This window comes from Kitasatospora sp. NPDC057595 (assembly GCF_042800875.1).
Classification (GTDB): Bacteria; Actinomycetota; Actinomycetes; order Streptomycetales; family Streptomycetaceae; genus Kitasatospora.
In genome coordinates, this window is sequence record NZ_JBHVGL010000002.1 from 196,428 (window position 1) to 209,546 (window position 13,119).

Below are 13,119 nucleotides of genomic sequence, written 5' to 3' on the forward strand. Positions count from 1 at the left end.
GTGTTACTGCTCCTCGAGGGTGCTGACGGGGCCGCCGGAGGCGGTGAGGGTGGTGATCAGGTGGCGCCGCCAGTGCGCGTCGTCCCGGTCCGGGAAGTCTTCGCGCCAGTGGCAGCCGCGGGTCTCCTCGCGTTGCGCGGCGGCGGTGACCAGCGCGTCGGCGACCAGCAGCAGGTTGGCGGCCTCCCAGGTCTCCACCCGGGGGTCGGCCGGCTTCTGCTCGGCGGCGTCGGAGCGGGCCTGCTCGGTGAGCAGCGCCAGCCCCCGCGCCGTGGCGGCCATCGACGCGGCGGAGCGCAGGACGCCCGTGCCGCGCGACATCAGCCGCTGGATCTCGGCCCGCGCCTCGGGCGCGGGCAGCGGCACCGGGCGGGCGGCCCGGGCGGCCGCCGCGTCGACGGTGCGCGCGGGCAGGTCGCCGGCCGCGTGCCGGGCGGTCAGGTCGGCGGCGATCCGCTCGGCGAAGACCAGGCCCTCCAGCAGCGAGTTGGAGGCCAGCCGGTTGGCGCCGTGCACACCGGTGCAGGCGACCTCGCCGCAGGCGTACAGGCCGGGCACGGAGGTGCGGCCGATGGGGTCGGTGCGCACCCCGCCGGAGGCGTAGTGGGCGGCCGGGGCGATCGGGACCGGCTCGGTGACCGGGTCGATGCCGTGCGCGCGGCAGGTCGCCAGGATGGTCGGGAAGCGCCGCTGCCACATCTCGGCGCCGAAGTGCCGCCCGTCCAGGTACATGTGGTCGGCGCCCAGGAGCCGCATCCGGCGGGTGATCGCCTTGGCGACGATGTCGCGCGGGGCCAGCTCGGCCAGCTCGTGCTGCCCGAGCATGAACCGGACGCCGTCCGCGTCGACCAGGTGGGCGCCTTCGCCGCGGACCGCCTCGGAGATCAGCGGCTGCTGGCCCTCGGCCTCCGGGCCGAGCCAGAGCACGGTGGGGTGGAACTGGACGAACTCCAGGTCGGTGACCTCGGCGCCGGCCCGCAGCGCGAGCGCCACGCCGTCGCCGGTGGAGACCACCGGGTTGGTGGTGGCCGAGAAGACCTGGCCCATGCCGCCGGTGGCGAGCACCACCGCGCGGGCCCGGACGGCGCCGACGCCGTCCCGCCGGCCCTCGCCCATCACGTGCAGGGTCAGTCCGGCGGCGTGCCCCTCGGCGTCGGTGAGCAGGTCGAGCACGAGGGCGTGCTCGATGAGCTCCAGCTCGGGGTCGCGCCGGACGGCGTCGACCAGGGCCCGGGATATCTCGGCGCCGGTGGCGTCCCCGCCTGCGTGCGCGATCCGGTTGCGGTGGTGGCCGCCCTCACGGGTGAGCAGGACCGCGCCGTCCTCGCCCAGGTCGAAGGCGGCGCCGACCTCGATCAGCCGGCGGACCGCGCCCGGGCCCTCGGTGACGAGGGCGCGGACGGCGTCCTCGTCGCACAGCCCGACGCCGGCCACCAGGGTGTCGGCCAGGTGCTGCTCGGGGGTGTCCCCCTCGCCCAGGGCGGCCGCGACGCCGCCCTGGGCCCAGCGGGTGGAGCCGTCGTCCAGCATCGCCTTGGTGACCACGATGGCCCGCAGGCCGGCCTTGCGGACGTTGAGCGCGACGGTGAGCCCGGCCACACCGGAGCCGACCACGACGACGTCGGTGTCGGCGGTCCAGCCCGGTGCGGGGGCGGTGAGGCGGTGCGTGACGGCGGACATGTCGGTGATGGCTCCTTAACGCGCGGCGGCGTCGACGGCGCCGCTGTCGCCACGGTACGCGGCGTCGCCGCGCAGCAGTCCGGTGCCCTCCCCGGCCTCGGCCGGGTCGCCGCCGGTGCCGGTGATCCGGTTGTGCCCGTCGACGAAGACGACCTTGGGGAGGTAACCCTTGGCCTCGGCGGTGTCCATCTGCCCGTAGGCGATCAGGATGACGAGGTCGCCGGGGTGGACCAGGCGGGCGGCGGCGCCGTTGATGCCGATGACGCCGGAGCCGCGCGGGCCGGCGATGGTGTACGTCTCCAGCCGGGCGCCGTTGTTGATGTCGACGATGTGGACCAGCTCGCCGGGGAGCAGGTCGGCGGCGTCGAGCAGGTCCTCGTCCACCGTGACCGAGCCGACGTAGTGCAGGTCGGCCTGGGTCACGGTGGCCCGGTGGATCTTGGACTTGAGCATGGTGCGGAGCATTGCGGGTCACGCCTCCTGTGAGTGCATGCCTAGGGGGACTGCGGGGGAGCTACCGGATCACCGGACGATGATGCGGACGTTGTCGATCAGGCGGGTCGTGCCGACCTTCGCGGCGACGGCCAGCACCGCCTCGCCCTGGAAGTCGTCCGGCGCCTCGGTGAAGTCGTGCGGATCGACCAGGGCGAGGTAGTCGAGGTCGACTCCCTCGGCGGCGGCCAGCACGGCCGCGGCGGCCTCGCGCGCGGCCTGGGGGCCCCGCGCGGCCGCGTCCCGGCCGGCGAACAGCGCCTCGGACAGGGCGAGGGCGCGGGTGCGCTCCTCCGCCGAGAGGTAGCGGTTGCGGGAGGAGAGCGCCAGGCCGTCCTCCTCGCGCAGGGTCGGCACGCCGACCACCTCGACGTCGAAGTCGAGGTCGGCCACCATCCGGCGGACGATCGCCAGCTGCTGGGCGTCCTTCTCGCCGAAGAAGGCGAAGTCCGGGTCGGTGATGTGCAGCAGCTTGGCGACCACGGTCAGCACGCCGTCGAAGTGGCCGGGCCGGGTGGCGCCCTCGTAGCGCTCGCCCATCGGGCCGGCCGCCAGCCGCACCTGCGGCTCGCCGTTCGGGTACACCTCGTCGACGGACGGCGCGAAGACCACGTCGGCGCCGTTGGCCTCGGCGAGCTTCACGTCCTCGTCCAGGGTGCGCGGGTAGCGCTCCAGGTCCTCGCCGGCGCCGAACTGCAGCGGGTTGACGAAGACCGTGACGGCGACCCGGCCGTCCCGGCCGACCTGCTTGCGGGCGGCGCGGATCAGCGCGGCGTGGCCCTCGTGCAGGGCGCCCATCGTCATCACGACGGCGTTGTCGACCGGCTGCTCGTCCGGCCAGAACGCGGCCTCGAAGTCGTCGACGGTGTGCGTGACCACGGCCCGGTGGACCTTCGGGGCGCGCTGGGCCTTGCCCGGCTGCTTGCCGCGTGCCATTACTGCTTCTCCTCGTTCAGTACGTCCAGCAGCGCCGCCGCCGACGCTTCGTCGATCGTCCCGTGGGCCAGGGCCCGCTGGGCGGTGGCGCGGGCCATCGCCCGGTAGGCGGCCGGGATGTCCGGGGACACCGTACTGAGCTGCGCCAGGTGGCGCCGCACGGTGCCGGCGTCGCCCCGGGCGACCGGGCCGGTGAGGGCCGCGTCGCCGGAGCGCAGTGAGTTGTCGAGCGCGGCGCCGAGCAGCGGGCCGAGCATCCGGCCGGGCTCGGCGACGCCGGCCGCGCTCAGCAGCTCCATCGCCTGCGCGACCAGGGTGACCAGGTGGTTGGCGCCGTGCGCGAGGGCGGTGTGGTAGCGCGGGCGGACGTCCTCGGGCACCCACTCGGGCTCGCCGCCCATCTCCACCACCAGCGCCTCGGCGACCGGGCGCAGCTCCTCGGGGGCGGTCACCCCGAACGGGCAGCCGGCCAGCCGGGCCAGGTCCACCGAGGTGCCGGTGAAGGTCATCGCCGGGTGCAGCGCCAGCGGCAGCGCGCCGGCCCGGGTGGCCGGCTCCAGCACGGCCACGCCGTGCGCGCCGGAGGTGTGCACCAGCAGCTGGCCGGGGCGCACGGCCCCGGTCGCGGCGAGGCCGGCCACCAGGTCGGCCAGCGCGTCGTCGGGGACGGTGAGCAGCACCAGGTCGGCGGCGGCCAGCACCTGCGGCGGGGTGACGATCCGCACGCCCGGCAGCAGCGACTCGGCGCGGCGGCGGGAGGCGGCGGACACCCCGGAGGCGGCGACCACCTTGTGGCCGGCGAGCTGGAGGGCGGCGCCGAGCGCCGGGCCGACCCGGCCGGTGCCGACCACGCCCACGGCGAGGCGGGCGGGGCGGTTGCCGGGGTCGGCCGGGTCGCCGAGGCCGTCGGCGAGCGGGGCGAACTCGCCGGGGTCGGCGAAGTCGGACGGACTCACGGGTCCACCTTTGTCCAAGGGCTCCGTTCCAGTCCACCTGACGGGGTACCGGACGTACCGGCCCATTCTACGGGGGCGGGGACGGGCCCGGGCGGCTCAGTCCGTGGCGCCGGCCCGGATCAGGCCCGCCTCGTAGGCCAGCACCACCGCCTGGACGCGGTCGCGCAGGCTGAGCTTGGCCAGGATCCGCCCGACGTGGGTCTTCACGGTGGCCTCGGAGAGCACCAGCCGGGCCGCGATCTCCCCGTTCGACAGGCCCTGGGCGACCAGCAGGAACACCTCGCGCTCGCGCTCGGTGAGCGGCCCGAGGGTGTCCGCGCGGCCGGGGCCGCTCTGCGGGGTGGGCAGCACCTCGGCGAACCGGTCGATCATGCGGCGGGTGGTGGTCGGCGCGACCACCGCGTCCCCGCCGTGCACGGCGCGGATCGCGGCCACCAGCTCGGTCGGCGGCACGTCCTTGAGCAGGAAGCCGCTGGCACCGGCCTTGAGCGCGGCGAAGGCGTACTCGTCGAGGTCGAAGGTGGTGAGGATGAGCACGTGCGGGGCGTCCGGCAGCGGGCTGCCGTCCTCGGCCAGGCAGATCCGCCGGGTGGCCTGCACGCCGTCCAGCCGCGGCATCCGGACGTCCATCAGGATCACGTCGACCGCGGTGTGCCGGAGCTTCTCCAGGGCCTGGGCGCCGTCCCCGGCCTCGGCGGCGATCTCGATGTCGCCCTGCGACTGCAGGATCATCCGGAATCCGGTACGCAGCAGCTCCTGGTCGTCGACCAGCATCACGCGGATGGTCAAGGGGGGCTCCTAAGCTCCTCGGGGGAACGGCTGGGGTCAGTGGGCGCCCGGGCCGGGGGTCAGTGGGCCGCCTTGAGCGGCAGCACGGCGCGGATCCGGAAGCCGCCGCCGGGGCGCGGCCCGACGTCGAGGCTGCCGCTGACCATGCCGACCCGCTCGCGCATGCCGATCAGGCCGTGGCCCTGGCCGTCGCTGCCGCCGGAGGCCAGCTGCTCGTCGGTGCTGCCGCGGCCGTCGTCCTCGACCAGCACGGCCAGCTCGCGCTCGCCGAAGTCGACCGCGACCCGGGCGTGCACATCGGGGCCGCCGTGCTTGCGGACGTTGGTCAGCGCCTCCTGGACGATCCGGTAGACGGTCAGCTCGACGCCGCGCGGCAGCTCGCGCGGATCGCCCGAGGTGGCGAAGTCCACCTGGAGTCCGGCCGTGCGGACCTGGTCCAGCAGCTCGGGGAGCTCCTCGACGCCCGGTTGCGGCACGTACTCCTCGCCCTTGGTGTCGGCGGTGCGCAGCACACCGAGCAGCCGGCGCATCTCGACCAGCGCCTGCCGGCCGGTGGAGGCGATGGTGCCCAGCGCCTCCTTGGCCTGCTGGGGCGAGTTGTCCAGCACGTACGCGGCGCCGTCCGCCTGGACGATCATCACCGAGACGTTGTGCGCGACCACGTCGTGCAGCTCGCGGGCGATCCGGGCCCGCTCGGCGGCGACCGCCACCTTGGCCTGGGCGTCGCGCTCGCGCTCCAGCCGGGCCGCGCGGTCCTCCAGCTCCACCAGGTAGGCCCGGCGGACCCGGGTCAGCCGCCCCCACGCCCAGCAGAGGATGAACGGGGTGGTCATCATCCCGGAGAAGAACAGCGCCTCGGGGACGGAGTACTGGACGTAGCTGATGTCGCCGTCGGGCAGCCGGGTGGCCTTCTCCGGGCTGATCTGCCAGAAGACCAGCGGTCCGGCCAGCAGTCCGGCGACCAGGGCCGCCCGGGACGTCCAGGGCCGGCCGAACGCGGCGCCGGTGTAGGCGAACACCAGATAGGCGACGCTGGAGAACGCCGGGTTGACGCTGAGGGCCACCTGGGCGAGGCCGATCACGGTCGCGGCGGCCACCGTGAGGTCGGGGAACCGGCGCCGGAAGACCATCAGCAGCGGCAGCACGACGGCGAGGACGAGGTCGGCCGCCAGGCGCCAGCCGTCCGGGCGGTTGCTCTCGTCCGGCAGCAGGCCGAAGACCAGCACCAACGCCGCCCAGGCAGAGTCGACCACCATGGGGTGACGGCGGAGCCAGGCGTTGAGTCGATGCACGGGTCAAGCGTAGGCATTCGCGGCGTGTCCCCAGGTCCGCCGGGAGAGCGATCCGTCCTACTCCCTAGGTCGGAGAGGCCCGGGTACCGATGCCGTACGGATTGGGCGGGTGCCCACCGGGTGTGTAGCGTCCCGCCCCATGACCTGGATGCGGTGGGCGCCCGCGACCGAACACGCCCTCTACGGACCCGACGGCGGCTTCTACCGCAGGCCGGAGGGCCCCGCCGGGCACTTCCGCACCTCGGTGCACGCCTCGCCGCTGTTCGCCCGGGCGGTTGCCCGGCTGCTCCGCGAGGTGGACGCGGCGCTCGGCCGTCCGGAGGAGCTGGCGTTCGTGGACGTCGGGGCCGGGCGGGGGGAACTGGTCGCCGGGGTGCTGGCCGAACTGCCGCGGGCGCTGGGGGAGCGGCTCCGGGTGTACGCGGTGGAGCTGGCCGACCGCCCGCCGCTGCCGCCCGCCGCTCCGTCCACAGGGCTGTGGACGGAGTCGCGGTGGAACGCCGTGGTGTGGACGGACGAGGTGCCGCGCGGCGTCACCGGGCTGCTGTTCGCCAACGAGTGGCTGGACAACGTGCCGCTGGACACCGGCGAGGTCGGCGAGGACGGGCGGCTGCGCTACCTGGAGGTGGACACCGCGACCGGCGAGGAGCGGCTCGGCGCCCCGGTCGACGCCGCCGACGCCGCCTGGGCCGCCCGCTGGTGGCCGGCCGAACGTCCCGGCGACTTCGCGGAGTTCGGCGGTCCCAGGGACGCCGCCTGGGCACACGCGGTGGCCGGCCTGGAGCGCGGTCTCGCCGTCGCCGTCGACTACGGGCACACCGCCGACGGCCGCCCGCCGTTCCCCACCCGTACCGGCTTCCGCTCCGGCCGTGAGGTGGCCCCGGTGCCCGACGGCTCCTGCGACGTCACCGCGCACGTCGCACTGGACGCCGTCGCCGTCCCCGGTCTCCACAGCCTGTGGACGACGCAGCGGGAGGCGCTGCGGGCGCTCGGCGTCAGCGGCGCCCGGCCCTCGCTCGCCCTCGCCTCCACCGACCCGGCCGGCTACCTGCGGGCCCTCGGCGGCGCCGGTGAGGGCGCCGAGCTCACCGACCGGGCCGGTCTCGGCGCGTTCGGCTGGCTCGCGCAGACCGTCCGGATGCCGGTACCGCCGAGCCTGGAGGCACTGGCGGGATGGCAGACTCTCACCCCATGAGGGAGACCACGGTCGGCATCGGGGCGGGAGCCGAGAACTTCACGGGCGAGGCGGGCGCCACCGACATGGTGCTCAACATCGGCCCGCAGCACCCGGCCACCCACGGCGTGCTGCGCCTGCGGCTGGTGCTGGACGGCGAGCGCATCGTCAGCGCCGAGCCGGTGATCGGCTACATGCACCGGGGCGCCGAGAAGCTCTTCGAGGCCCGGGACTACCGGCAGATCATCATGCTGGCCAACCGGCACGACTGGCTCTCGGCCTTCTCCAACGAGCTGGGCGTGGTGCTCGGCGTCGAGCGGATGCTCGGCATGGAGGTGCCCGAGCGGGCGGTGTGGATCCGCACCCTGCTCGCCGAGCTGAACCGCGTCCTCAACCACCTGATGTTCCTCGGCTCCTACCCGCTGGAGCTGGGCGGGATCACCCCGATCTTCCACGCCTTCTCCGGCCGCGAGGATCTCCAGCACGTGCTGGAGGAGGCCTCCGGCGGCCGGATGCACTACATGTTCAACCGGGTCGGCGGTCTGAAGGAGGACCTGCCGGCCGGCTGGCTCGGCCGGGTCCGCGCCGCCGTCGCCGTCGTCCGCTCCCAGCTGCCGGTCTTCGAGGAACTGGTGCTGGGCAACGAGATCTTCCGCGCCCGCACCGCCGGGGTCGGCGTCCTCACCAGGGCGCAGGCCGAGGCGTACGGCGTCAGCGGCCCGATCGCGCGGGCCAGCGGCCTGGACTTCGACCTGCGCCGCGACGAGCCCTACCTCGCCTACGGCAGCGAGGAACTGCGGCGGGTGCTCACCGTGGTCACCCGCGAGGAGGGCGACTGCCTGGCCCGCTTCGAGTGCCTGCTGGAACAGACGGCCAACGCGCTGGACCTCGCCGACGCCTGCCTGGACAAGATCGCCGGACTCGCCCCCGGGCCGGTCAACCTGCGGCTGCCCAAGGTGCTCAAGGCCCCCGAGGGCAGCACCTACGCCTGGACGGAGAACCCGCTCGGCGTCAACGGCTACTACCTGGTGTCGCGCGGCGACAAGACGCCGTGGCGGCTGAAGCTGCGCTCGGCGTCGTTCAACAACATCCAGGCGCTGACCGAACTGCTGCCGGGAACGCTGGTCGCCGACATGGTGGCGATCCTCGGCTCGATGTACTTCGTCGTCGGCGACATCGACAAGTGAGCCGCGTCGGCGGGTGAGGGGGCGGGCGGACCCGCCCCCCTCGGCGCTACTTGTTCTTCGCGGCCTTCGGCTTCTTCGCCGGGTCGGCCGGGTGCGGGGCCACCTTGCGGTCGCCCTTGGTGGCGATCCGCTCCTCGCACAGCTCGGCCAGCACCCGGTACGCGGAACGGCCCATCAGCTCGGTGAGCTCCGGGCGGTAGCTGACGTAGACCGGGTCGGCGCCCTGGTGGGCGTCCGGGCTGCCGGTGCACCACCAGTGCAGGTCGTGGCCCCCCGGGCCCCAGCCGCGCCGGTCGTACTCGCCGATGGTGACCTGCAGGTAGCGGGTGTCGTCGGGGCGGTCGATCCAGTCGTAGGTGCGGCGCACCGGCAGCTGCCAGCAGACGTCCGGCTTGGTCTCCAGCGGCTCGCGGCCCTCCTTGAGCGCGAGCGCGTGCAGGGCGCAGCCCGCCCCGCCGGCGAAGCCGGGGCTGTTCACGAAGATGCAGGCGCCGTTGACCCGGCGGGTCTGGCGGTCGCCGTCCTCGTCGAGCATGGTGATGCCGCCGTCGGCCTTGATCCGGCCCTTGGCGTCGGTGCCGTGCGGGTGGTTCTCCCACAGCTCCGGGGTCAGCCGGGCCGCGTGGCCGGTGACGCGCTTCTCGTCGTCCTCGTCCGAGTAGTGCGCGCCCAGGGTGCAGCAGCCGTCGGACTCGCCGCGGCCCTCGCGGATGCCCTGGCAGCCCTGGCCGAAGATGCACGACCAGCGGGAGGTCAGCCAGGTCAGGTCGCAGCGGAAGACCTGCTCCGCGTCGTCCGGGTCGGTGAACTCGACCCAGGCGCGCGGGAAGTCGAGCGGGACCTCGGGGCGGAGCTCGGAACGCAGGACCGGCATCGCGAGGTCGACGGCGGTCGGGCCGGCGTCCTTCGGCTTGGCCTTCTTCCCCTTGGAGGTGCTGCTGCTGTGCTTGGACGTGTCTGCTGCTGCCACTCGGCAAGGGTAGAGCCTCCGCGCGCCGGCCAACCGTCCGTGGCCACGGGGTTTACGGCGAGTTCACCGCGCGGCGGCCGGGCGACGGCACGGCGACGGCGGGTGCGCGGCCGCCGTGAAGGCCGGGTGGAGCCGGGTGAAGGGGCCGTCGGCGGGCATCGGACCGGGGCCGGGCGGGCCCTAGGATGGCGGCCGGTCCAGCGCGGGGAGGTACGGGGATGGCCGGCGGCGGCGGTGGGTTCGTCATCAAGCCCTGGGAACTGCACGGTGAGGGACGGGAGTTCGAGCGGATCTCGGCGGACTTCGGGAAGGCCGCCACCGCCCTGGAGCAGGGGCTCGCGGCGCTCGGCAGCCCGTGGGGCGGGGACGAGCCGGGCAGCGGGTTCGCCGCCGCCTACCGGGCGGCGCACGGCGGGCTGCTCGGCGGGCTGCGCGGGCTGGCCGGGCGGCTGGGGACGGTCGGCGCGGGTCTGCACGGCATGGCCGGGCGGACCGCCGACACCGACACCTCGGCGGCGAGCGGCTTCGCCGGCGGCCCGGCGGGCGGGCCCGGCACCCCCGAGGGCCGGCCGGCCTGACGCCCGCGGGCGGGCGCGCGCACCGTTCGGGGGCCGGCGCGCGTCCCTCCAAGGGGGCGGAGCACCGCCCCGCTCCGCAGGCCCGTCCGTCGAAGGGGGAAGCGCGTGTCGCGGAAACTGCCCGAGGAGCTCGTCCCGGTCCTGGCCCGGACCGGCCGGCGCTGGCCGCTGGCTGACGAGGAGGGGCTGCGCAGGGCGGCCGGGCTCTGGCGCGAGTTCGGCCACGAGGCGGACCGGCTCGCCAAGCGCGGCGGCGACGCGGCGCGGCGGGTCACCGGGGACAACTCCGGCCGGGCCGTCGAGGCCTTCGCCGCGTACTGGCAGGCGTTCCGGGGCGGCGGCAAGGGGCACCTGGACGACGCGCACGGCGCCGCCGGGCTGGTCGCCGGCGCCTTCGACGCGGCCGCCCGCGCCGTCGACTCCTGCAAGGCCGACATCGTGGCCGCCCTCAACGAACTGGCCGCCGAACTGAGGAAGGCCGAGGAGCAGGAGACCAAGGCCCGGGCGGCGGCCGAGGCGGCCCCGGCCGCGACGGCGCCGGAGGCGGGCGGGCCCTTCGACGCGGTGCGGCAGAGCGCCGGGGCCGCCGCCGAAACGGCCGCGCGGGCGGTGGCCGCCGCCGCCGTCGAGGCCGCCGGACTGAAGATCGGCGACCTGCTGGACGAACTCGGCCGGGCGATGAAGGACGGCCTGGGCACCGCGCTGCGGGAGCCGGCCGTGGTCGCGCTGCTGCGCCTGGCGCCGCCCGGTGCCGAGGGCGTGCGGGCGGCCGGGTACCCGGGCGGCGTCGGCGCGGCCTTCGACCCGGTGGCGGCCGGACTGCCCGCCGTCCTCGGCGAGCCGGGGGTGCTCGGCGGTCCCGGCGGGACGGGGCTGGCCGTGGTGCTCGGGCAGGACGGCAAGCCGGTGGTGGGCGTGCCCGGGCTGGCGGTGAAGCTCGACGAGGCCGGGCGGCCGGTCCTGGACGAGCACGGCGAACCGGTCATCGTGCGGGCCGACGGCACCCCGGTGGCCGACGCCGCCGGGCTGGTGGTCGTCCCGGGTGCGGACGGCCGGCCGGTGGTCGGGGTGGAGAACCTGGCCGTGAAGCTGGACGAGCACGGGCGGCCGGTGCTGGGCGGGGACGGGCGGCCGGTGCTGACCGGGCAGGACGGCCGGGAGATCACCGGGGTGCCGCTGGCCGGGGCCGCGGGGGCGGACGGGCGGCCCGGCCCCGGCATCGGTCCCGGTTCCGGTCCCGGCACCGGTGTGGACGGGGTGGACGGCGACGGCCACGGGCACGGCCGCGATCACGGGCCGGTGACGGCCGTGACGGCCGGGGCGGACGCGCTGCTCGGGGCGGGGGCCTCGGTGGTGTCCGGCGGGCCCGGGGGCGACTCCGAGCCCGAGCGGTCGGGCCCCGGCCCCGTCCCGGGCGGGCACGGGTCGCGTCCGGGGCCCTCGGCGGGCTTCGCCGAGGCTCCGAGCGTCAGGGGCCGGGGCGGCGGCGACCGGACGTCGCCCGGCCCGGCTCCCGGTCCCGCGCCCGCTGCGGGCCCCGTGCCCGCTCCGGTTCCCGCGCCGGTCCACCGTGCCGACGGCGGCGGGGGGCCGTCAGGTTCGTCCGGCCCGTCCGGGCACACCCGCGCGGCCGACGACGACTACCTGCTGCCGCCCGCCGTCGCACCCGCCGCACCCGCGCCGAGCGCGGCCCACGGCGGCGGAAGCGGGCACCCCGCCGCCCCGGTGACCGTGCGCACCGACTCGGTGCTCGCGCCGCCCGCGCCCCGGTCCGCCCCCGCGTACGACGTCCCGGTGCAGGCCCCGGCCCCGCCGCCCGCACCGGCCGCGGGCGGCTGGGCGGCCGCGCCGCACGTCGCCGCGCACCCCGGCCCCTACGCCGCACCGTTCGCCCCGCCGCCGTTCACCGCGCCGCCGGTTCCCGGCGGTGGCGGGGCGCTCGGCCCGGGACCGCTGGCCGTGGGCGCGACCCCGGGGGCGTCCGGCGCGCACGGCCCGGCCCCGTTCGGCAGCGGGATCGGCGCGGGCGCCCCGGCGGCCCCTCCGCAGCCCGCCCCGGCGCCGGCCCCCGTACCCGGCACCCCCGCTGCGGCGGCCCCGCGCGCCGCCGCCGGACCCGCCCACCCGGCCGTCGCCCCGGTGGTCGCCCCGGTGCCGCTGCCCGTTCCCCCGCCGCCGACCGTTCCCCCGCCGACCGTCCCGCCGTCGGGCGGACCCGGTACCGGCCAGGCCCCGGTGCCCGCGCCCGGGACCGGCCCCGCGCCCGGGCGCTCCGACGGCCACCCGGACGGCCACCACCCGCACCGCCGCCGCACCGACGGCCCGCCCGCCGACGACGGACCCGGGCTCGCCTGGGGCGCGGTGCCGGTGGCCACCGCGCACGCCACCGCCCTGCACCTGGCCATGCGCGCGCTGCGCGGCGAGGGCGTCGCGGGCGCGCCCGTCGTCCGGCTGCGGACCATCGCCGACAGCCGCCCGACCGGCCTGCCCGGCGGGCTCGCCCCGGTCGACCCGGAGCACCAGCGCGAGATCGAACGCCGCGCGCCCCGGGACGCCGACGGCCTGCCCGTCCGCCACCCCGACCCGGCGGCCGGGGGCTGGACCGAGGTGGTCAACGACGGTGGGTACCGCGAACCGGGACGGGCCAACAACAGCCTGGAGATCGCCCTCTCCGCCGTCGACACCTTCACCGGCCGGCCGACCTGCGCCGCCCCGCGCGTCCCCACCGAGGGCGACGCGGGCGAGCGCGGTGGCCGCGACCGCGCCGAGCGCGAACTCGGCGCACCGTTCCGCGACCTCGGCGACGGCGACCGGGCCTTCGTCCGGCTGGCGGGCGCGCTGCGCAGGGCCGGCCACGGGGCCCAGGCGGTGCTGCTCACCCTGGACGGCTTCGGCCGCCCGCACGCCTGGAACGCGGTGAACCACCGGGACACCGTGACCTACCTCGACCACCAGGCGGGCCGCCGGGACCAGGCCCCGCTGCACCCCGCCGACCACGGCCTCTGGGCCGTCGCGCTCGGCCCCGAAGGCCGCCCCCTCGACCTGCCCGCCCCCACCCCGTGACC

11 protein-coding genes are annotated in these 13,119 nt (G+C 76.6%); 4 read left to right on the forward strand and 7 right to left on the reverse strand.

Annotation, left to right across the window (positions count from 1 at the left end):
- Positions 1-3: 3 nt before the first annotated feature.
- The 6 genes from ACFU9E_RS04285 to ACFU9E_RS04310 all read right to left on the reverse strand — a co-directional run bounded on the left by ACFU9E_RS04285 (position 4) and on the right by ACFU9E_RS04310 (position 6,145).
- Positions 4-1,680: an L-aspartate oxidase gene (locus ACFU9E_RS04285; protein WP_380683967.1), complete on the reverse strand. Its 1,677-nt coding sequence runs from the start codon at positions 1,678-1,680 to the stop codon at positions 4-6.
- A 15-nt stretch (positions 1,681-1,695) separates the two neighbouring features.
- Positions 1,696-2,145 carry an aspartate 1-decarboxylase gene (panD, locus tag ACFU9E_RS04290; RefSeq protein WP_380683966.1) on the reverse strand — a complete coding sequence of 150 codons (450 nt, stop codon included), beginning with the start codon at positions 2,143-2,145 and terminating at the stop codon, positions 1,696-1,698.
- Positions 2,146-2,202: 57 nt separating this feature from the next.
- A complete protein-coding gene (panC, locus tag ACFU9E_RS04295; RefSeq protein WP_380683965.1) occupies positions 2,203-3,108 on the reverse strand; it encodes a pantoate--beta-alanine ligase in 906 nt (301 codons plus the stop codon).
- A complete protein-coding gene (locus ACFU9E_RS04300; protein ID WP_355357887.1) occupies positions 3,108-4,064 on the reverse strand; it encodes a DUF2520 domain-containing protein in 957 nt (318 codons plus the stop codon). Before ACFU9E_RS04300 ends, panC begins: the two co-directional genes overlap by 1 nt.
- Positions 4,065-4,160: 96 nt before the next feature.
- Complete coding sequence (locus ACFU9E_RS04305) at positions 4,161-4,853, reverse strand: response regulator (RefSeq protein ID WP_380683964.1); 693 nt, start codon at positions 4,851-4,853, stop codon at positions 4,161-4,163.
- 59 nt (positions 4,854-4,912) lie between these two features.
- Positions 4,913-6,145 carry a sensor histidine kinase gene (locus tag ACFU9E_RS04310; RefSeq protein ID WP_380714757.1) on the reverse strand — a complete coding sequence of 411 codons (1,233 nt, stop codon included), beginning with the start codon at positions 6,143-6,145 and terminating at the stop codon, positions 4,913-4,915.
- 139 nt (positions 6,146-6,284) lie between these two features.
- Here ACFU9E_RS04310 and ACFU9E_RS04315 point away from each other — a divergent pair, with 139 nt between their 5' ends.
- Together ACFU9E_RS04315 and ACFU9E_RS04320 are read left to right on the forward strand one after the other, a co-directional pair.
- Positions 6,285-7,340 (forward strand): SAM-dependent methyltransferase, encoded by a 1,056-nt coding sequence (locus ACFU9E_RS04315; protein ID WP_380683962.1) that lies wholly within the window; start codon positions 6,285-6,287, stop codon positions 7,338-7,340.
- Positions 7,337-8,506 carry an NADH-quinone oxidoreductase subunit D gene (locus ACFU9E_RS04320; protein WP_355357899.1) on the forward strand — a complete coding sequence of 390 codons (1,170 nt, stop codon included), beginning with the start codon at positions 7,337-7,339 and terminating at the stop codon, positions 8,504-8,506. Before ACFU9E_RS04315 ends, ACFU9E_RS04320 begins: the two co-directional genes overlap by 4 nt.
- 46 nt (positions 8,507-8,552) lie before the next feature.
- Here ACFU9E_RS04320 and ACFU9E_RS04325 read toward each other — a convergent pair whose 3' ends face one another.
- Complete coding sequence (locus tag ACFU9E_RS04325; RefSeq protein ID WP_380683961.1) at positions 8,553-9,476, reverse strand: hypothetical protein; 924 nt, start codon at positions 9,474-9,476, stop codon at positions 8,553-8,555.
- Positions 9,477-9,694: 218 nt separating this feature from the next.
- On the opposite strand from ACFU9E_RS04325, the gene ACFU9E_RS04330 reads away from it, so the two are divergent.
- Together ACFU9E_RS04330 and ACFU9E_RS04335 are read left to right on the forward strand one after the other, a co-directional pair.
- Positions 9,695-10,054, forward strand: a complete 360-nt coding sequence (locus ACFU9E_RS04330) for a hypothetical protein (protein ID WP_380683960.1) — start codon at positions 9,695-9,697, stop codon at positions 10,052-10,054.
- Between the two features lie 105 nt (positions 10,055-10,159).
- Positions 10,160-13,117, forward strand: a complete 2,958-nt coding sequence (locus tag ACFU9E_RS04335; protein ID WP_380714759.1) for a toxin glutamine deamidase domain-containing protein — start codon at positions 10,160-10,162, stop codon at positions 13,115-13,117.
- Positions 13,118-13,119 lie beyond the last annotated feature (2 nt).

Coding starts and splice junctions, on each gene's coding strand:
- ACFU9E_RS04285 (WP_380683967.1), bottom strand. CDS start 1,680: ATGTCCGCCGTCACGCACCGCCTCACCGCCCCCGCACCGGGCTGGACC.
- panD (WP_380683966.1), bottom strand. CDS start 2,145: ATGCTCCGCACCATGCTCAAGTCCAAGATCCACCGGGCCACCGTGACC.
- panC (WP_380683965.1), bottom strand. CDS start 3,108: ATGGCACGCGGCAAGCAGCCGGGCAAGGCCCAGCGCGCCCCGAAGGTC.
- ACFU9E_RS04315 (WP_380683962.1), top strand. CDS start 6,285: ATGACCTGGATGCGGTGGGCGCCCGCGACCGAACACGCCCTCTACGGA.
- ACFU9E_RS04320 (WP_355357899.1), top strand. CDS start 7,337: ATGAGGGAGACCACGGTCGGCATCGGGGCGGGAGCCGAGAACTTCACG.
- ACFU9E_RS04330 (WP_380683960.1), top strand. CDS start 9,695: ATGGCCGGCGGCGGCGGTGGGTTCGTCATCAAGCCCTGGGAACTGCAC.